Annotated in this window: 18 protein-coding genes and 1 tRNA gene; 17 read left to right on the top strand and 2 right to left on the bottom strand. The window is 63.6% G+C overall.

The genetic code is table 11. From position 1 onward, the window contains the following. The 13 genes from K678_RS11480 to K678_RS17780 all read left to right on the top strand — a co-directional run. Positions 1–1,133 (top strand): phage tail sheath subtilisin-like domain-containing protein (locus K678_RS11480; protein WP_021132621.1); only part of this gene is annotated, 1,133 nt, incomplete at its 5' end. Between the two features lie 11 nt (positions 1,134–1,144). Continuing rightward, the gene (locus K678_RS11475; RefSeq protein WP_021132620.1) at positions 1,145–1,504 is read left to right on the top strand and encodes a phage tail tube protein; all 360 of its coding nucleotides are present in this window, start codon (positions 1,145–1,147) and stop codon (positions 1,502–1,504) included. Between the two features lie 12 nt (positions 1,505–1,516). Beyond that, entirely contained in the window at positions 1,517–1,846 is a 330-nt protein-coding gene (locus K678_RS11470; RefSeq protein ID WP_021132619.1) for a phage tail assembly protein, read from the top strand. A gap of 98 nt (positions 1,847–1,944) precedes the next feature. Then, positions 1,945–3,924, top strand: a complete 1,980-nt coding sequence (locus tag K678_RS17790; protein ID WP_021132618.1) for a phage tail tape measure protein — start codon at positions 1,945–1,947, stop codon at positions 3,922–3,924. Further along, the gene (locus tag K678_RS11460; protein ID WP_021132617.1) at positions 3,924–5,141 is read left to right on the top strand and encodes a DNA circularization protein; all 1,218 of its coding nucleotides are present in this window, start codon (positions 3,924–3,926) and stop codon (positions 5,139–5,141) included. The genes K678_RS17790 and K678_RS11460 overlap by 1 nt, the downstream gene beginning before the upstream one ends. Next, the gene (locus tag K678_RS11455; protein ID WP_021132616.1) at positions 5,134–6,171 is read left to right on the top strand and encodes a phage baseplate assembly protein; all 1,038 of its coding nucleotides are present in this window, start codon (positions 5,134–5,136) and stop codon (positions 6,169–6,171) included. Before K678_RS11460 ends, K678_RS11455 begins: the two co-directional genes overlap by 8 nt. Continuing rightward, positions 6,171–6,788 carry a phage baseplate assembly protein domain-containing protein gene (locus tag K678_RS17785; protein WP_021132615.1) on the top strand — a complete coding sequence of 206 codons (618 nt, stop codon included), beginning with the start codon at positions 6,171–6,173 and terminating at the stop codon, positions 6,786–6,788. The genes K678_RS11455 and K678_RS17785 overlap by 1 nt, the downstream gene beginning before the upstream one ends. A 1-nt stretch (position 6,789) precedes the next feature. Continuing rightward, a complete protein-coding gene (locus K678_RS11445; protein ID WP_021132614.1) occupies positions 6,790–7,284 on the top strand; it encodes a phage GP46 family protein in 495 nt (164 codons plus the stop codon). Then, positions 7,281–8,339, top strand: a complete 1,059-nt coding sequence (locus tag K678_RS11440; protein ID WP_021132613.1) for a baseplate J/gp47 family protein — start codon at positions 7,281–7,283, stop codon at positions 8,337–8,339. The genes K678_RS11445 and K678_RS11440 overlap by 4 nt, the downstream gene beginning before the upstream one ends. Positions 8,340–8,343: 4 nt before the next feature. Beyond that, positions 8,344–8,925, top strand: coding sequence for a YmfQ family protein (locus K678_RS11435; protein ID WP_021132612.1), 582 nt, complete (start codon positions 8,344–8,346; stop codon positions 8,923–8,925). Positions 8,926–8,938: 13 nt separating this feature from the next. Beyond that, positions 8,939–9,553, top strand: coding sequence for a hypothetical protein (locus tag K678_RS11430; RefSeq protein WP_021132611.1), 615 nt, complete (start codon positions 8,939–8,941; stop codon positions 9,551–9,553). Then, positions 9,553–11,793 (top strand): DUF7483 domain-containing protein, encoded by a 2,241-nt coding sequence (locus tag K678_RS11425; RefSeq protein WP_021132610.1) that lies wholly within the window; start codon positions 9,553–9,555, stop codon positions 11,791–11,793. The genes K678_RS11430 and K678_RS11425 overlap by 1 nt, the downstream gene beginning before the upstream one ends. Positions 11,794–11,800: 7 nt before the next feature. Next, on the top strand, positions 11,801–12,325 hold the full coding sequence (locus K678_RS17780) for a phage tail assembly chaperone (RefSeq protein WP_021132609.1): 525 nt from the start codon (positions 11,801–11,803) through the stop codon (positions 12,323–12,325). 171 nt (positions 12,326–12,496) lie between these two features. Here the strand turns inward: K678_RS17780 and K678_RS11415 are convergent. Continuing rightward, positions 12,497–12,573 (bottom strand) — tRNA-Arg (locus K678_RS11415). Positions 12,574–12,584: 11 nt separating this feature from the next. Then, on the bottom strand, positions 12,585–12,893 hold the full coding sequence (locus K678_RS11410; protein WP_021132608.1) for an ETC complex I subunit: 309 nt from the start codon (positions 12,891–12,893) through the stop codon (positions 12,585–12,587). A 214-nt stretch (positions 12,894–13,107) separates the two neighbouring features. On the opposite strand from K678_RS11410, the gene K678_RS11405 reads away from it, so the two are divergent. From K678_RS11405 to K678_RS18675, 4 genes are all read left to right on the top strand, one after another. Next, a complete protein-coding gene (locus tag K678_RS11405) occupies positions 13,108–14,289 on the top strand; it encodes an efflux RND transporter periplasmic adaptor subunit (protein WP_021132607.1) in 1,182 nt (393 codons plus the stop codon). Continuing rightward, positions 14,289–17,456, top strand: coding sequence for an efflux RND transporter permease subunit (locus K678_RS11400; RefSeq protein WP_021132606.1), 3,168 nt, complete (start codon positions 14,289–14,291; stop codon positions 17,454–17,456). The genes K678_RS11405 and K678_RS11400 overlap by 1 nt, the downstream gene beginning before the upstream one ends. Before the next feature lie 285 nt (positions 17,457–17,741). Next, positions 17,742–18,065: a BON domain-containing protein gene (locus K678_RS11395; protein ID WP_021132605.1), complete on the top strand. Its 324-nt coding sequence runs from the start codon at positions 17,742–17,744 to the stop codon at positions 18,063–18,065. A gap of 32 nt (positions 18,066–18,097) precedes the next feature. Further along, complete coding sequence (locus tag K678_RS18675; RefSeq protein WP_021132604.1) at positions 18,098–18,451, top strand: outer membrane factor lipoprotein domain-containing protein; 354 nt, start codon at positions 18,098–18,100, stop codon at positions 18,449–18,451. Positions 18,452–18,487 lie beyond the last annotated feature (36 nt).

Here is an 18,487-nt window from a genome sequence, read left to right as displayed (position 1 = left end):
CGGCCAGCACCCGCACGGTGTGGATCGGCGGCCAGCGTGTCCAGTTTTCCGTCGCCATCGGCGCCACAGTGGCCCAGGTGGCCGAGGGGCTAGCCGCCGCCATCAACGCCAACCTGGATTTGGTGTTCACCGCCGCCGTGGACGGCGTGACCGCGTCCAAGGTCAACCTGACCGCCCGGCACAAGGGCACGGCCTGGAACGGCCTGGACATCCGCATGGGCTATTACCAGGGCGACGTGCCCGATGATGGCCTGACCTTCACCATTACCCCGTTCACGGGCGGCGCGGGCAATCCCGACCTAGTGGCGGGCATGACCGCCCTGGGCGATGCGCAATACCACCACGTCGCGAACCCGTACACCGATGGCGCCAACCTGGCGGCCGTGGTGGCGGAATTCACCGACCGCTGGTCCGCTGGCCAGCAGATCGAAGGCCAGGTGTGGACCGCGCACGCGGGCGACCATGCGGCGTTGACTACGCTCGGCAACAGCCTGAACGCCTTCCCCCTTTCCATCATGCCCACCTATGGCTCGCCGACCCCGGCCTATGAGGTGGCGGCCATTTACTGCGCGGTGGCGGCATCGTCCATCGACATTGACCCGGCCCGCCCGCTCCAGACCCTGACCCTGAAGGGCATGATGGCCCCGGCCGAGAAGGACCGCTTCGATAAGCTTGAGCGCAACCTTCTGCTGTGGGACGGCATCAGCACCTTTACGGTCACGTCGTCGGGCTTGTGCCAGATCGAACGGGCCATCACCACCTATCAGGTCAACGATTGGGGCCTGAACGATCAGAGCTATCTGGACGTGGAAACCCCGGCCACCCTGTCGGTGCTTCGCCGCACCTGGCGCGCCCGCCAGGCGCAGAAGTTCCCGCGCCACAAGCTGGCCGACGACGGCACGAATTTCGGTGTCGGCCAAGCCATTGTCACGCCCTCCATCCTGAAGGCCGAGAACATCGCCCTGGCCCGTGATTGGGAACAGCGCGGGTGGGTGGAGAACGTGGACGCCTTCAAGGCCGCCCTGGTGGTCGAGCGCAACGCCGATGACCGTTGCCGCGCCGACCATCTGCTTCAGCCCGACCTGGTCAACCAGTACCGCAAGGGCGCGGCGCTTATTCAATTCATCGTTTAACGGGGGTTTAAATGACCAAATACCTTGGCCGCGCCGACATCTCCTACGACGGCAAGAAGGTCGGCACCATGCCCGGCGCCTCGCTGGATTTGGGTGGGTGGGAACGCAAGCCCGTTGTTCTGGCCGACGGCACCGTGGGCTATTCCGAAACGCCGAAGCAATCCGAACTGGAATGCGATGTGCCCATTTCCGCCGAAACCCCGGTGGAAGACATCAACAACCTGGTGGACGCCACCGTGACCTTCCGCGCCGACACCGGCCAGACTTGGCTGATCCGCAACGCCTTCCGCGCCGACACGCTGAAGTTCGCCGCCAAGGATGGCGGGCCGATGAAGATCAAGATCAACGGCAATCCGGCCGAAAAGGTCTAAGGGGAGGTGGAAATGGAAACCAAGACCACGACCAGAGAAGACGGCCTGGCCGTCCATACCTTCCCGCTGGTGCGCCCCCGCACCGTGGCGGGCGTTCGCTATACCTCCCTGAGCATGGTGGAACCGCACGTCAATGCCCGCATGCAGGTTCCGGCCGAGGCGGAAGCGGTCGGCCTCAAGGAAGTCGAAACGGCCATGGTGGCCATCCTGTGCAACGTGCCGGTGGAGCTGGTCAAAATCCTCAGCATGGCCGACTACCAGAAGGTGCAGGCGACCCTCTCAAATTTTCCCTACCCGGAGGCCGAGACCTCCGAAGAAACGTCCTCCGCCTCGCCCGTGTAAGCGGCTGGTCGCGGGCTGAAATCGAAGCCATGCCAACCAGGGAATTTCTGGCCTACATGGCCGAAGTCGAAGAACTGGAACATCAGGGGTAAGCCGCCTTGTCTCTGGCCACCAACATCATCATCGGCGCCGCACTGGCGGGGGGCTTTAACAGCACCATCGGCAGCGCGGTCGGCGGTATTGGCCAGATCAACCGGGCCGCCGGAGAACTGAGCGGCACCCTGGTGCAGGTTGGTCAGGCTTGGGCATCGCTGCACGGCATCGGGTCTGCCCTGAATCAAGCCAGCGATTTCGAGCATGAGCTGAAGCAGGCGGGCATCACCGCCGACATGACGAACGAACAGATCGCGGGGCTGAAGGACCAGCTTCGCGGCCTGGCCGTGCCCGAACGCACCAACCAGTCCATGCAAGAGCTGTTGAAGGGCTTTTCCGCCTTGGTTTCGGCAGGCATGGACAAAGACAAGACCAGCGCCATGGTGGAAGCGCTGGGCCGCACCGCCACGGCCGCCCAGGCCAACGTTGACGACTTGGCCAAGACCGCGTTCGTGTTGAACGACACCCTGGGCGTGGCGCCCGAGGGCATGGGCAAGGCGCTGGACCAACTGGCTTTCGCGGGCAAACAGGGGGCCTTCGAGCTGAAGGATATGGCCCGCTATTTCCCCACCCTGGGCGCCGCCGCCAAGGGCCTGGGCCTTCAAGGCACCGAAGCCGTGACCACCCTGGGCGCGGCGCTCCAGATCGCCAAGAAAGGCGCGGCCGACCCCAGCGAAGCGGCCAACAACATGAAGAACTTCATGGCCAAGATCATGGCACCAGAAACCTTGAAGAAGTTCAAGGAACACGGGGTGGACTTGGTGAAGGTGCGGAACGAGGCCATCGCGAAGGGGGGCAATCCTTTCGAGGCGCTGTTGGAGCAGGTTAACAAGAAAACCAAGGGTGGCCAAGTTGACCTTCTCGGCCAGTTCTTCGGCGACATGCAGGTTCAAGACTTCTTGAAGCCCATGCTGGCAAATCTGGAGGAATACAAGCGCCTGAAAGGCGACATCGCGGGCGCCTCCGGCACGGTGGACACCGATTTCGCCCGCATGATGGAGACCAACAAGGAGCTGCTGAAAGGCTTCAATTCCCAGCTTGGCAAGCTGGGCGAAGCCGTGGGTTCGGCGTTGCTGCCGCCGTTCAACATGGCGCTCAAGGCCATCACCCCGGTGGTGACGGTGCTGGGCGACATGGCCAATTCATCGCCCACCGCCACCGCCGCGATTGTCTCCGTGGGCGCCGCCTTCACCCTGTTGCCGCCCGCCATCACCCTGACCACTGTGGCGTGGCGGGTGTTGAGCGCCAGCGTGATGGCCAACCCCATCGGCTTGGCCATCGGTGCCATTGCCGTCGGTGCCGGTCTCATTATCGACAATTGGGGTACGGTAAAGTTGTTTTTCTCCACCATCTGGAACGGGGTGGAGGAACACTGGCGCACCATCCTGGCCTTTACCGGCCCTATTGGCTGGGCGGCAATCAAGATCATCGACAATTGGGGCCAGTTGAAGACCTTCGCCATGGGTATGTGGGAAGGCATCAGCGCCAAATGGGCCGGACTGGTCGATGCCGTGACCCCTGTCGGCGAAGCCATCACCGGCATCTTCACCTCCGTGTGGGGGAACATCACCAAGGTTTGGGACGATGGCGTGGCCACCATCATGGCCATTTGGGACAAGGTGCGCGGCCCCCTGACCGACTTCGCCACGATGATGGGGTGGGTTGCCCCCAAGGGCGAGAGCATGCCGAAGGTCGGTGCTGCCGTCGCAGCCAATGACAACCCCGCCAACGACAATCAAGTGAAACCGGGCAGCGGCATCAAAGCCGCCGAGGCCAAGGGCGCCCAGGTCGTGACTAAGGGTTCCGATACGAGCGCCGCCGGGCAAGCCGGTGGCCAGGCCGTGGCCCAGGCGTCCGCCGCTACGCCCCAGCGCATTGAAGTCGTGTTGACCCTGCCGCCTGGCATGCGTGCCGACGTGCGGGGGTCCACCCCTGGCGTAAGCGTGATCGCCCGCACCGGCCAGTCCATGGCGGGGGGCAACTGATGGCTGCGAGTTGGCGCGACACGCTGCGACCGGCAAGTTTCCGAGGCGTTGCCTTTGAAGCGCGGAGCCGCAAAGGCAAGGGTGGCCGACGCGGTGCCGATCACGAATTTCCCGACCGCGACGAAGGCTATCCCGAAGACACCGGGCGAAAAATGCGCCGCTATTCAGTGGATGCCTTCCTGCTGGCAGCCAGGCTCGGGGGCAATTATTTGCCCACCAAGAACCAACTGATCGAGGCGCTGGAGCAAAAAGGCCCCGGCGAATACATCGACGCTTGGGGCGAGACTTGGCAGGTGCAGGTCCGCGACTTTGAATGGGAAGAACGCATGAACGAAGGCGGCTATGTCGCCTTCACCATCACGTTCGTCGAATACGGCAACAAGGCGCTGCACTCGGTCAAGACCGACACCGCCTATGCCGTGCGCCAGGCCAGTACCGATAGCAAAGCGGCAATTCTGGAGGATTTTGACTCCAGATTCAGCGCGCGTGGCAATGATGACCTGTTGAGCAGGGCGACCACCATCGCTGGCCAAGCCCTGGGAAAGATTGAGGATACTCTGGCCAGCAGCCGCACAGCCAATCGATACAACGGGGGCGTATCCTCGCTGCTGGGTCGGGTGTTGGGCCTGCGAAGATCTTTGTGGGGTGGCACTGGATTCTCTGGGTTCGGATCATCCATCGCCGAGTTGATGAGCTTGGCGCTCGGCCTCCACGACAACGGCTGGCCGCGCTATCAGGCCGCACGTGGTTTTCTGGATTATGGCCAGGATTTCGCCCCCATTGCCCCCACCACCACCATGCGCGCCCGCGCCGCGACCAACCAGGCCGCCATGATTGACCTGGTTCGGGGCCTGGCGGCGGTGGAAGCGGCGCAAGCCTCGGCGGACATGCCCTTTACCGTTTACGACGACGCCGTGACCGTGCGCGACCAGGTGTCCACATCGTTGGACGAACGCATGATGACGGCGCCCGATGCCGTCTATCAACCCCTGGACACCCTGCGCACCGTATCCGTCCGCGACATCACCACGCGCGGTGCCGATCTGTCGCGCCTGTCCGACGTGACCAACGATGCCGACACGCCTGCCCTGGTGCTGGCCCAGCGCCTTTATGGCAATGCCGACCGCGAAAGCGATGTGCTGACCAGGAACCCGACCATCCGCCACCCTGGGTTCATCCCCGGTGGCCTGATTCTGAAGGTGCCGACCGATGGCTGAGGCAGAACACCGCGTGACGCTGTGGGTTGGCGGCCAAGCCCATGAGGGCTGGGAGAACGTCGCCGTAACCCTGAACCTGGACCACATGGCAGGTGACTTTATCTTGCGCCTGACCGACGAATATCTGAAGGACGGCCAGCTCGAACAACACCCTATCGACGCTGGGGCCGCTTGCCGCGTGGTCATCGACGATGAAACGGTGATGACTGGATGGGTAGACAACCCCATCCCTGCCTTTGATGAAAAGTCAAACATCGTCACCGTGACCGGGCGCGATACCACAGGCGACCTCGTGGATTGTTCGGCGGAAGTTAAAGAGTACCTGAATCAGACGCTGGAAGCGGTGGCGCGCGATATGTGCGCTCCCTTCGGCATTAAGGTGGTGGTGACCACCGACACGGGCGCCCCGTTCCGCCGCGTGGCCGTCAACACGGGGGACACCGTGCAGACGTGCATTGAGCGTATGTGCCGCCAGCGCGGCGTCCTGGCGTGGTCTGACGGATTGGGGAACTTGGTGATCGGCCGGGGCACCGTTGGCGAGCCGGTCGCCGCGCTGAAGCGGGGCAATAACGTATTGGCCGCGACCGCGCCCAACAACTTTGCCGCCCGTTTCTCCGAAATCATCGTGCGCGGCACCCGCGAGACACCCGACAGCTCGGACCCCACGGCCGGAAGCCAGGAACAAGGTGTGGCCAGGGACGTGGCGGTAAAGCGCCACCGCCCCAAGATCATGGTGCCCGAAACCCAAGGGGCCATCATCAACCTGACTGAACGGGCCGCGCATGAGCAACGGGTGGCCCAGGGGAAAAGCCGTTGCGTATCGGTGACCGTATTGGGCTGGCGCCACGAAGGCGGCCTGTGGCGGCCTGGCCAGACCGTGGCTTTCAGCGACAGCCGGTTGCGGATCAACGGCAATTGGCTGGTGGCAAACGTCGCCTTCATCAAAAGCGACGACGACGGCACGGTAACGAAGCTCAACCTCTATCCGCCGGGCGCGTTCGACCTCTTGGCCCAGCCGGAGGAAGAGTGATGCGCGACTTGGTCAACATGATCCTGGCCGAGGTGGACAACCGCCTGGAGTACCTGAAGAACCGGGTGAAGCTGGGGCTGGGCAAGGGCGTGCTGCATATGGTCGAGGATGGCGGCCCGTGCCAGACGGTGCAGGCCACCTTTCTGATCGGCGAAACCCGCGACGGTATGGAACGCCCCCAGGATTACGGTTTCACCTCGCACCCCTTGCCGGGCATGCAGCCCTTTGCCGGGTTCTTCGGCGGCGACAGGTCCAACGGCTTCGTCATCGCCATGTGCGACCGCCAATTCCGCATCGAGCTGCTGAAAGGCGAAGTCGCCATGTATGACGACCTCGGCCAGAAGGTCCACCTGACCCGCACGGGCGTGGTGGTGAAGACCCCGCTGAACGCCACGCTGGAAGCCGACCAGAACGTGACCATCAAGGCCGGGAAAAAGCTGCGCCTGGAAGCCGAAGACATCGAGACGCACGCCACCCGGTCCCGGTCGTGGGACGTGGGCGGCTTCGGCGAGCGGTGGACGTGGACCGGCGGCACCGCCTGGGAACACAAGACATGGCAGACGGATGCCGCCATCAGTTCCGTCACCCTCTCCATCACGCCGCCCGAGGGGCCTTAAAATGGACTTTCAAACCGCCTTCAACGGCCAGACCCTGACCGCAGATTGGGTGCTGATCGGCGGCTTGCTGGGACAGGAAGCCGGGCTGAACACCGCCATCGCCCTGTCGTTGTTCACCGACCGCCGGGCCGAGCCGGGCGACGTGCTGCCCGATGGCACCACCGACCGGCGCGGATGGTGGGGCGACGTGGTGCCGCCCGCCAACGCCCCCGACGACACGCCGTGGCGGTCTGGCTCGCGCCTGTGGCTGCTGTCGCGCGAGAAGCAGACGGCCGAGACCGCGCGGCGCGCCGCGTTTTATTGCCGCGAGGCGCTGGAGTGGCTGACCCGCCTGGGCGTGGCAAGCCGCGTTGACGTGACCACCGAATGGCAGGCCACGGGCGTGCTGGGCATCACCATCACCGTAACCAAGGCCGCGAACGTGACCGAACGTTTCGGTTGGCTGTGGGCCGCCAACGATAATCTGGCCACCGCCTGGAAGGACATCGCCGCATGAGCTTCACCCGCCCGACCCTGGCCGAGCTGATCGACCGTGAACAGGCCGACTTCGAAAGCCGCCTGCCCGGCGCCGATGCCCGCTTGCCCATGTCCAACCTGAACGTCATGGCGCGCGTGCACGCCGGGGCGCTGCATGGGCTGTACGGCTATCAAGACTGGATCAGCCGACAAATCCCCTTCGATACCGCCGACGGCGACATTCTGGACCGCTGGGCATCCATCTGGGGCATTCCTCGCAAGCCTAACAGTTTCGCTGTGGGCAATTTGGTGTTCACCGGCAATGACGATACGCCCATTGATGAGGGCACCGAGGTGCAGCGTGCGGACGGCGTGGCCTATGTCACGACCGCCGCCGTCGTCGTGACCGGCACGACGGCCATTGTTCCGGCCGTCGCCAAGGTGGCAGGCATGGGCGGCAACGCCGTGGCCGGGACCAAGCTCAAGGTGGTCTCCACCATCGGGGGGGTGGCCACTGACCTGGTGGTGGGTGCGGGCGGCATGACCGGCGGCGCCGATACCGAAACAGACGCGGCCCTTCTGGCCCGCCTGCTGGCTCGCATCCGCCAGGCGCCCCACGGCGGTGCGGCGCATGACTATGTGGCGTGGACCTTGGAGGTGCCGGGCGTCACTCGCGCTTGGGTCAAGCCCGGCTGGGGCGGTATCGGCACCGTGGGCATCATGTTCATGTGCGACGATGACTGCGGCGACGGCATCCCCAGTGCCGAGAAGGTGGCCGAGGTGCAAGCCTATATCGACGCCCGCCGCCCGGTGACGGCCGAGGTGATCCTGTTCGCCCCGACGCCCAAGCCCATCAATCCGGCCATCCTCGGCCTGAAGCCCAACACCGACGCGGTGAAGGCGGCGGTGGTGGCCGAACTGAAAGACTTGTTGCGCCGCGAGGCGGAACCGGGCGGCGTCATCCTGGCCAGCCATATTCGCGAGGCCATCAGCCTAGCCGCCGGGGAAACCGACCACACCCTGACCAGCCCGCCGGGCAACTTTATCCCGGCCCCCCACCAGATCGCCACCTTGGGCGTGCCGAACTGGAGCTGACGACATGCGAGCGACACCCGAGCTTTACCTGTCCCAGCTTCAGGCCCTGCTTCCCACGGGCGCCGCCTGGCCGCGCGAACCCGACACGGTGCTGACCAACGTTCTGTTGGCCATGGCCGATGGCCTGGCACGCGCCCACAACCGCGCCCTGGACCTGATCGAAGAAGCCGACCCGCGCACCACGCTGGAGCTTCTGACAGATTGGGAACGGGTGTGCGGCCTGCCCGATCCGTGCAGCGGCCCGGCGGCCACGATCGCCGAACGCCGCGCCCAGGTAGTGGCCCGCTTGACCGCAACAGGCGGCCAGTCACCGGCCTATTACGTCGTCCTGGCGGCGGCGCTGGGATTTGAAATCACCATCACCGAACGCCGCGCCAGGTTCCACGGCCGCCGCACCCACGGCACGCCCTACGGCGGCCGGGAAATGCAATTCATCTGGGAAGTGCATCTGCCGCCGGAAACCGTTTTCCGCCGCCGCCACGGGCGCGGCTATCACGGCGAACCCTATGCGAGCTGGGGCGCCCAATCGCTGATTTGCATGCTGGAACGGCTGAAACCCGCCCACACCATCATCTGGTACGTCTAGGAGCAAAAGGACCATGGACTATCCCAAGAGCGACCCCCGTGTGGGGCTGCACAACGGAAAATTCACCGACGGCTCGGCCGATGGCACTGTTAAACCGTCGCGGGACACCGCTGCCCATGCCAACGCGCTGACCGACGAAATTCTGAACGTCATCCGGGCGGGAAAGCTCGTGCCGGATGAAGGCGACGTCGGCCAGATGGCACAATCCATTCAGGTGATGATCGCCGCTGCCATCGCCGCCAATACCCCCAATCTGTCCGCCTATCTGCGCTATAACGCCAGCGCGGTGTTGGAAGCGGGCTTCTGGACCAAGCCGGTGGTGCTGACCATCAATGCCGGGGTCGCCACGGCTGACCTGGCGGCAGGCAACGTCTTCACCCCGGCGGCGCCGCTGTCGGCCAATCTGACTCTGGGCTTCCCGGCGGAGGCGGAGGGCAAGGCGGGCATGTTCCTGGTGGTCCTCAAGCAAGATGCCACCGGCGGCCGCACCCTGACCCTGGCCCCCGGCTACAGAGTGGCGGGCGGGTCGTGGTCCACCACCGCCGGGGCCGTCAATCTGCTGTGGGTCACCTCGGACGGGTCTGGGGCAGCGCTCGATGTCGTCATCAGCCAGCGGGGGGCCGGGTGATGATGCCGTTCTTGTCTCAGCCCGCCGTGGCCCCTGCCTGCTATGTGCCGCGTGAGCGGGACGCCGCGGCCGTGGTGTTCGGCGAAGCGCATTATCTCACCCGGACCCCAATTAAAGCTGGCCATATAAAAAAGTGGTCTTTTCGGGCATCGCTACAGATTAACAGCGAAATTTCCGATCAATATTTGCTCTCCGTCTACAACAGCAACGGCAATTACACCTTTCTTTTCATAAGGAATGGAAGTTTTGCTTTTCACAACGCAAACGAAAATATACTGAATTACAATGGGGTTACCCGCTCAATTTTCCGCGACTACGTTGGATGGCTGGATATCCTGCTGACCGTGGACGCAGAGATTGGCACTGTTTCAATATCCGTAAACGGTGTACCGCAGGAGTTGACAGTAAGCGTCAACTCATTTGCGGGTAAGCCGACATGGGTAAACACCGTTAACCGTCACGCCATTGGTGCCAGCGAACAAACTATTGGAAGTTGCCTCCGGGGCATTGTCGCGGACGCTTATTTTATTGACGGCGCAGTCGTGCCCCCCTCTCTCTTCGGGGAGGCGTCCATCCATGGCGTATGGGTGTCGCGTCCGCGCTCCGAGATATATGCCGCCATTGCGGCCGCCGGTGGCTGGGGCGGCAACGGCTATCACTTGGACTTTTCCGATCCCCTCGCCCCCGGCGCAGACGTAAGCGGCCAGGGCAACCACTGGCAGGCCACGGGCTTCGATTCGGTCGGCCGGGACACGGTGACCAGTACGCCGACCAATGTCTATGCGGCGTTGAACCCGCTTTGCCACAACGCCGCTGTTTCCGAGACTTCAGGGGGCTGGGGTACGCTCCCGTTCGCGTTGGACGGATGGACCAGCGCAACAATCGCCCCCAGGTCGGGGCACTGGTACTGCGAGGTCACTGCCGCATCCCACACGGTCGCCGAGCCTTACGAAATCGGCATCGCGAGGGCCGATCGCTTGACGCCCGGTAGCGCGTGGACGGCGGGGCAGATGGCCGCCGCGATCGGGTATAATGGCTACAGTGGCACGTTGCGAGTGTTAGGCAGCCTTCGCGGATATGGGGCACCCTACAGTGTGGGCGATGTCATCGGCGTCGAATGGGACATTGATGCCGGGCGGGTCACTTTTTACCGGAACAGCGTGTCTCAAGGCGATCTCGCCATCCCGCTCGCCGGATATGCCTGGGCCGTGGTCGTTGCAAATGAACGTGGCGGCGGCTGCACCTGCACTTATTCGGTCAACTTCGGACAGCGCCCGTTTGTTTACCCGCTGCCGACCGGCTCCAAGGCGCTCTGCACAGCCAATCTGCCCGAGCCGGACATCAAAGACCCGTCCGAGGGACTGGCCCAGGCCAGCGCCACCGGGGCCAATATCGTCCCGGTTTTGGCGTCCCTGACCGCTCACTGGAACGGCCAGTGGGTCGAGATCATCAAACGCCGGGACGCTGCCGAGGACTGGCGGGTGCGATTTTCGGACGATCCAGCCAATTCAATGCCGCTCAATAGCGCAGCCGGAAAGGCGGCGGCGACGGCCCTGGTGGCGGGTGGCACTTACTGGGGTTGCCGACTGCGCGTCGGGTCCAACTACGGCGTGGCTACCGCCGAGGTGATCCACACTACGGGCACCGCGACCACCGTCACCCATGGCCTGGGCAAGACCCGTAACTCGGTCATTCTCAAGGTCGCCGGGGCGGCGGGAGGAGACTGGCGGTGGTGGCACCCCGATATGACGCCGGGCCAGCTTTCCACGCTCAACGGCACGGCGGCGGCGGATGGCACCATCACCGCTATCGGCGTCAACTCGTTCCAGATCGCCGCCAGCGCGCCCAGCGGCACCTATCGCTGGCTGGTGGTGGCCGAGGGCGCCGGGCACATCTGCCTGACCTCGCACCTTGGTACGGGGACGGCGGATGCCGGGGGCGCATTTGAGGCATCGACCGTGCGGCCCGACCTGGTCATCAGCCGCCGCGTCTCGACGGCCGGTGACCCCATGGTTGTGGCTACTGCGCTGAACCAGACCAACCCCGCCACCCGCATTTTGATTGCCAACTCCCAAATCGGCGAAACCGCCTATGCCGCCGCCGACCTAGTCGTGGGTGGCGTCAAGCTGCGTGGCGGCGGGTCTGACGCCTATCACAACACCAGTGGCGCAAAATACGTCTCCATCCAGATAGGTCGTCCCATCGGCGGCGTCTGCGTCGCCCCTACCACCGCGAGGTAACCCCACCATGTTCGATCTTGCCATCACCCAGGGCGCGGATTTCCTGCGCTACACCCGCAACGGCAAGGCCATTGATCTGCCCGATGGCACCACCGTGCTGGGGCCGCTATCGCATCTGCCGCACCACGCGGGCGACTACACCATCCGCGCTGTCGTGCTGTCCGGGGTCGAGCCAGGACCGCTGGAGATCGGCGGCACCGCGCCGCCTGTCGTCGACGGCGACGTGGTGGTGATCCGCCGCACGGTGACCCCGCTGGGAGCGGAGCAGATCGCCGCGATCGAGGCCGTGGCAGTGCAATCCGCCTGGTCCGCTTTACGCGCCGAGCGCGACAACCGCTTGCTCGGAGCTACCGCTGTGCTGGACCGCCACCGCAATCAGCGTGATTTCGGCCTGCCAACGACCCTGACAGATGCCCAAGCCACCGCCTGGGCGACTTACGCACAAGCGCTACGCGACTTGCCCGAGGTCACCACCGACCCGGCGGCTCCGATTTGGCCGGTTGATCCTGAAACAGCCCAGGAGGCCCCCTAGTCCCCTAACGCAAAGCCCTCTGTAACAGTCCGTAAATGGACATTACAGAGGGCTTTCTTCTGTCTAAAACCAAGCGCAAAATCGTCCAAAATCGCGCGCGCCGCTACAATCGGGAAGGGGACATGGCCGTCGGTTATTCAGGAACCGACAGGGCAAGGAAATGATCTGAAATGGCGCGCCCGGCAGGATTCGAACCTGCGACATCCCGCTTAGAAGGCGGGTGCTCTATCCAACTGAGCTACGGGCGCCCTTTCAGAAATCAGAACCGACCGAACTCCCGCTTATCGCTGCGGAAATTGTCGGCGTAAGATTTGGGTTTCTGCCTGCGAGGCGGCTCATTGTCAACCCGATAGTCGAGTCCTTTGCGTCTGGCGAAGGCGATCGCCTCATCCCGGCTGGCAAAGGTCAGGCGAATCTGGGTCGCGGTATCGCCCGAACCAGCCCATCCCATCAAGGAATCGGGCAATTTCGCTTCGGTCGGTTCGACCTCCAACACCCAGGTCCGGGCAGCGCCCCCCGGACCCGACTGCATTGCCGATTTGCCCGGACGATAGATGCGCACCTGCATGACCCACATTCTCCCTGTCGTCGTCCAGTCGGCACCCTAGCAGACCTCCGCCCGCCACGAAAGCCCGTGCCGACGGGCTTTGACAGGGTTGACCGCCAAGCGGGTGCAACGGTAATACTAGACCGATCAGTCTATTTGAGTTCGGTCAAACTCAAACCCCTCTCCGGCGGCTGTGCTCCCCGCTCCCCTTCCCCCTTGCGATCAGGATCGGGCCATGCCGATCAGTCCCAAAGCCTTTTCGATCCCCAAGCCTGCCTTCGCCCTTGCCGCTTTGATCGTTCTTGGCATCGGGGCGGGCCTGTTTTCGGTGTTCGGCCCCCGCTCCCCCTCGCCCGCCGCGACAGCGGCTGCCACCGGGCCGGTGGTGACAATCGCCCCACCGCTAGCCCGCACCGTTACCGACTGGGCTGAGATCACCGGGCAATTCCGCGCCGTCGAATCCGTCGAAGTTCGGGCCAGGGTCGGCGGTTATCTGACTGAAGTCCGCTTCACCGACGGCGAGATGGTGTCGAAGGGCGACGTTCTGTTCGTGATAGACCCCCGCCCTTACGAGATCGCCGTCGCTCAGGCTCGCGCCAAGTTGGATCAGGCGGCGGGAACCAAGGAATTTGCCGGTCGCCAGTTGGTCCGCGCCGGTGAATTGCGCCGCAAGGATTTCGTACCGGAAAGCATGCTGGACCAACGGACCGAGGAATCACGCGGCGCCAGCGCCACGGTCGAGGCGGCCCGCGCCGCGCTGCGCGATGCCGAACTGAACCTGCAATTCACCCGGGTCGTTGCCCCGGTTTCGGGACGAATCGGAGCCCGGCTGGTGACCCCCGGCAACCTGATCTCCGCAGGCCCGACCGTATCGACACCGACCCTGTTGGCGACGCTGGTGTCGGTTGATCCTGTCTATTTTTCGTTTGAACTGAGCGAAGCCGACTTCCTGGTCCAGGCCCGTCGCGCCAAGGATGGCCAGCGCCCCCTGGTCGGGGCCGCCGCCCCGATCCGGCTGATGGACGAGACCGGCTGGCCGCGCGAGGGCCGGATCGACTTCGTTGACAATCAGATCGACCGCAAGACCGGCACAATCCGGGTTCGCGCCGTGTTGGACAATCCCGACCAACGGCTGGTGCCGGGCGCATTTGGACGGGTGCGGCTGGCGATGTCCGATCCCTATGAAGCCCTGCTGGTGCCCGATGCCGCCGTGACCACCGACCAATCGCGCCATCTGGTGATGAGTGTCAAAGACGGTACGGTGGTACCCAAGCCGGTCAAGCTCGGCCCGGTTCAGCCGGACGGACTGCGGGTGGTGCGAGAGGGGCTGTCGCCCGACGACCAGATCGTTGTTAACGGACTGATGCGGGCCCGCCCCGGTGCCAAGGTCACCGCCCAGCCTGGGACAATTCCGTGATGCGCCTGTCCCATTTTTTCATCGACCGGCCGATCTTCGCCACCGTGGTGTCGCTGCTGATCACGATCATCGGCGGCATCAGCTTCTTTGCCCTGCCGGTGGCGCAATATCCCGAGATTTCGCCGCCGACGATCGTCGTCAACGCCTCCTATCCCGGCGCTTCGGCCAAGACGGTCAGCGACACAGTGGCGACGCCGCTGGAACAGCAGATCAACGGCGTCGAGAATATGCTGTACATCAACAGCCAGGCCACCGGCGACGGGAACCTGAAGCTGACGGTGACCTTTGCGCTTGGCACCAATCTCGATACGGCTCAGGTCCTGGTGCAGAACCGGGTTGCCATCGCCACCCCCCGCCTGCCCGACGAGGTCAAGCGTCTGGGAATCACGGTGACCAAAAACTCGCCCGACATGTTGATGGTGGTTCACCTCAACTCGCCGGACGGATCGCGCGATCAGGTCTATCTGTCGAACTACGCTACCCTACAGATGATCGACCCGATCGCCCGCCTGGATGGAGTGGGTGATGCCCGCATCTTTGGCGCCCGCGATTATTCGATGCGGGTGTGGATCGACCCGGAAAAGGCGGCTGCCCGCGATCTGACCGCCGGAGAGGTGGTGTCGGCACTTCAGGCCCAAAACATCCAGGTCGCCGCCGGTGTGCTCGACAAGCCGCCGATGCCGGGCCAGGGCGCGTTCCAATTGTCGGTGCAAACTCAGGGACGATTGACCGACCCGGCCGAGTTCGAGAACGTGGTGGTCAAGGCCGACGCCGACGGCCGCACCGTGCGGCTGAAGGAGGTCGCCCGGATCGAACTGGCCGCGCTCGATTACAGCGTCAACGCCTTCCTAAACGGCAAGAACGCGGTGCCGATCGGCATCTTCCAGCGCCCCGGATCGAATGCGCTGGCCACCGCCAAGCGGGTGATCGCCAAAGTCGATGAACTGGCTCCCGGCTTTCCGCCCGGAGTCAGCTACACCATCGCCTACAACCCGACCACGTTCATCGATCAATCGGTCGACGAAGTGATCAAGACGATCTTCGAGGCGGTATTACTGGTGGTTCTGGTGGTGATCTTGTTCCTCCAGACATGGCGGGCCTCGCTGATCCCAGTCGCGGCGATCCCGGTCTCGCTGATCGGGACTTTTTTCGTCCTGGAATCGCTCGGCTATTCGCTGAACACCCTGTCGCTGTTTGGTCTGGTGCTGGCGGTGGGTATCGTCGTCGATGACGCGATCGTCGTGGTCGAGAATGTCGAGCGCAACATGCGCCAGGGCCTCGATTCGCTGGAGGCGGCGCACCGGACGATGGACGAGGTCGGTGGGGCCCTGATCTCGATCGCCCTGGTCCTGTGCGCGGTGTTTATCCCCGCCGCCTTCATTCCCGGCATTTCCGGCCAGTTCTTCCGCCAGTTCGCCGTCACCATCGCCGCCTCGACGGTGTTTTCGCTGCTGGTGTCGCTGACCCTGTCGCCCGCGCTGTGCGCCCTGCTGTTCCGGGGTCACGGTCCGCTCGACCATCATAGCGCCACCGGCCTGATGCGCCCGGTCTCCCGGTTCTTTACCGCCTTCAACCATGGTTTCGAGCGTCTGGCCGGAGGCTATGGCGAGTTGACCCGCCGCGTGCTGCGGTTGACCACGGTGATGCTGGTGGTCTATGGCGGGCTGATCGTGATTGCCGGGATCGAGTTCTACAAGACTCCCAAGGGCTTCATCCCCGAGATGGATCAGAGTTACCTGATCACCGTGGTCCAGTTGCCTCCCGGTGCATCGCTGGCCAGGACCGAAGCGGTGGTCAACGACGTCACCAGGATCATGACCGAGACTCCCGGCATCGGCCATACCGTGGTGATCGCCGGGCTCGACGGCGGTACCTTCACCAACGCCTCGAACGCGGCGACGATCTTCACCCCGCTCAAACCGTTCGAGGAGCGGGTGGAACAGGGCCTGTCGGCCAACGTCATCACCGCCGATCTACGCAAGCGGCTGGTCTCGATCCAGGACGCCTTCGTCATCACCATTCCGCCGCCGCCGGTGCGCGGTATCGGTACCGCAGGCGGGTTCAAGATGATGCTCCAGGACAAAGGGGGCCATGGTCCCCGCGCCTTGGAAGCGGTTGCCCAGGACATGGTCGCCGCCGCAGCAAAGGTACCCGGCCTGTCCGGGATGTTCACGCTGTTCAATACCCGCACTCCCAATGTCCAGGTCGATATCGACCGGGTACGGGCGCAGATGATGGGGGTGCCCAACGACCGCATCACCGACGCGCTCCAGGTCTATCTCGGTTCCGCTTTCGTCAACGAGTTCAACTTCCTCGGCCGCACCTTCCGCGTTACTGCCCAGGCCGACGCCCCGTTCCGGCGTGACCTGCGCGACATCGCCGACATCCGCGTCCGCAACAGTGACGGCCAGATGGTGCCACTTGGTGCCGTCGCCAGCTTCCGCACCGATACCGGCCCCTATCGGGTGCCGCGTTACAACCTGTTCCCGGCGGCCGAGATTCAGGGCGTTGCCGCGCCCGGCTATTCGAGCGGCTATGCCTTGGAGCAGATGAAGAAACTAGCGAACGAACGCCTGCCCCCCGGCTTTGGCTTCGAATGGACCGAACTGGCGTTGCAGGAATTGCTGGCGGGCAATAACGGCCTGCTGGTGTTCGCAGCCTCGGTGCTGTTCGTGTTCCTGCTGTTGGCCGCCCAGTATGAAAGCTGGTCGCTGCCCGCCGCCGTGGTGATGATCGTGCCGATGTGCCTGCTGGCGGCCGTGTCGGGACTGATCGTACGCGGGATGTCGATCAACATCCTGGCCCAGATCGGCTTCATCGTTCTGATCGGCCTAGCGGCAAAAAACGCGATTTTGATCGTCGAATTCGCCCGTCAGGCCGAAACCGAAGGGATGAACCGGGTCGAAGCCGCAATTCACGCCGGGCGGACCCGCCTGCGCCCGATCCTGATGACCTCGCTCGCCTTCGTTTTGGGGGTTCTGCCCCTGGTAATCGCCACCGGGGCCGGAGCTGAAATGCGTCAGAGCCTGGGTACCGCCGTGTTTTTCGGGATGCTGGGCGTCACCGGGTTCGGGCTGATTTTCACCCCGATCTTCTATGTCGTGATTCGCAAGTTAGTTACCCGCGGCCGCCTCGATCAGCCAAACGTGATGAACGTCAAGCCGTAGGGTCTCATCAAGGGACTGATCATACCCTTGGCGCGTAATTGGCGACGCAACCTGTTATTCAAAAATTGCCGCCGATGATATTAGACAAATCCTCACTTCGCGGAATTACCGCAAGATGAAGATTTATTTTTAATTTGAAATAAATTGAAAATTATAAATTTGGGTATATTCCGCTCCTGCCCCGCAAATGCTGAATTTGATATTCTGAACAGACATTGCGTTCCGATCAATTTGATTGATTGCTCGGCGAGCGCGGTCATTCACTGACAGATTGAGGGTAAAGACATGAAATACCGGATTGCTGCCGTTTGCTTCGTCCTTGCCGCCTTGCTGTCCCCCGTCATCGCCAATGCCGAAGAAACCGAGACCAACAAGGCCAAAACCTATGTCAAGGACTCGGCGATCACCACCAAGGTCAAGGCGAAGCTGGCCGATGAGAAGGCCAAGACGCTGCTGAATATCAAGGTTGAGACCGACAGCAAGGGCGAGGTGGAACTGAGCGGCACTGTCGCCAGCCAGGAAGAATCCGACAAGGCGGTTGCGATCGCACGCTCCGTTTCGGGGGTTACTGCGGTTGACAACCAACTGAAGATCAAGACGGACAAATAGGGCGCGGACATGACTCCGCCGGGCGACGGCCGATGACATGCCTCCGCGCAATTGTTTCGCTTGCTCTCCTGCTGCTGGCCGGGTGCTCGTTGGCACCCGAGCCGGTCCAGCCCGCCCTGCCGGTGCCGGAGGCATGGCCGTCGCCGGATCGCGCCGATGCCGGGGCGATCCGGCCCAGCCGGTGGGATCGCTTCTTTATCGCCCCGGCACTGGACGCCCTGATCGCGACCGCACTCGACAACAATCGCGATCTGCGCATCGCGGTTCAACGGGCCGATCTGTTTCCGCATTTAAACGCCGGGGCGGACTCGTCGCGCACCAGAACCCCGGGCGATCTGTCCTATACCGGCAAAAGCATCATCGCCAATAACTTCAGCGCGTCGTGAGAACTCGATTTGTGGGGCCGTGTCCGCAGTCTCGAT

Source organism: Magnetospirillum fulvum MGU-K5, assembly GCF_000442515.1.
Taxonomy (GTDB): Bacteria; Pseudomonadota; Alphaproteobacteria; order Rhodospirillales; family Magnetospirillaceae; genus Phaeospirillum; species Phaeospirillum fulvum_B.
Note: the sequence above shows the minus strand (reverse complement) of the source record. Positions and strands in the feature narration are given on the sequence as shown.

Excerpts from the sequence above, each read along its gene's own strand:
- K678_RS11445 (WP_021132614.1), top strand. The coding sequence starts at position 6,790 with ATGGACTTTCAAACCGCCTTCAACGGCCAGACCCTGACCGCAGATTGG.
- K678_RS17785 (WP_021132615.1), top strand. The coding sequence starts at position 6,171 with ATGCGCGACTTGGTCAACATGATCCTGGCCGAGGTGGACAACCGCCTG.
- K678_RS11405 (WP_021132607.1), top strand. The coding sequence starts at position 13,108 with ATGCCGATCAGTCCCAAAGCCTTTTCGATCCCCAAGCCTGCCTTCGCC.
- K678_RS11475 (WP_021132620.1), top strand. The coding sequence starts at position 1,145 with ATGACCAAATACCTTGGCCGCGCCGACATCTCCTACGACGGCAAGAAG.
- K678_RS11430 (WP_021132611.1), top strand. The coding sequence starts at position 8,939 with ATGGACTATCCCAAGAGCGACCCCCGTGTGGGGCTGCACAACGGAAAA.
- K678_RS11460 (WP_021132617.1), top strand. The coding sequence starts at position 3,924 with ATGGCTGCGAGTTGGCGCGACACGCTGCGACCGGCAAGTTTCCGAGGC.
- K678_RS17780 (WP_021132609.1), top strand. The coding sequence starts at position 11,801 with ATGTTCGATCTTGCCATCACCCAGGGCGCGGATTTCCTGCGCTACACC.
- K678_RS11455 (WP_021132616.1), top strand. The coding sequence starts at position 5,134 with ATGGCTGAGGCAGAACACCGCGTGACGCTGTGGGTTGGCGGCCAAGCC.
- K678_RS11425 (WP_021132610.1), top strand. The coding sequence starts at position 9,553 with ATGATGCCGTTCTTGTCTCAGCCCGCCGTGGCCCCTGCCTGCTATGTG.
- K678_RS11395 (WP_021132605.1), top strand. The coding sequence starts at position 17,742 with ATGAAATACCGGATTGCTGCCGTTTGCTTCGTCCTTGCCGCCTTGCTG.
- K678_RS11470 (WP_021132619.1), top strand. The coding sequence starts at position 1,517 with ATGGAAACCAAGACCACGACCAGAGAAGACGGCCTGGCCGTCCATACC.
- K678_RS11410 (WP_021132608.1), bottom strand. The coding sequence starts at position 12,893 with ATGCAGGTGCGCATCTATCGTCCGGGCAAATCGGCAATGCAGTCGGGT.
- K678_RS18675 (WP_021132604.1), top strand. The coding sequence starts at position 18,098 with ATGACATGCCTCCGCGCAATTGTTTCGCTTGCTCTCCTGCTGCTGGCC.
- K678_RS11435 (WP_021132612.1), top strand. The coding sequence starts at position 8,344 with ATGCGAGCGACACCCGAGCTTTACCTGTCCCAGCTTCAGGCCCTGCTT.
- K678_RS11440 (WP_021132613.1), top strand. The coding sequence starts at position 7,281 with ATGAGCTTCACCCGCCCGACCCTGGCCGAGCTGATCGACCGTGAACAG.
- K678_RS11400 (WP_021132606.1), top strand. The coding sequence starts at position 14,289 with ATGCGCCTGTCCCATTTTTTCATCGACCGGCCGATCTTCGCCACCGTG.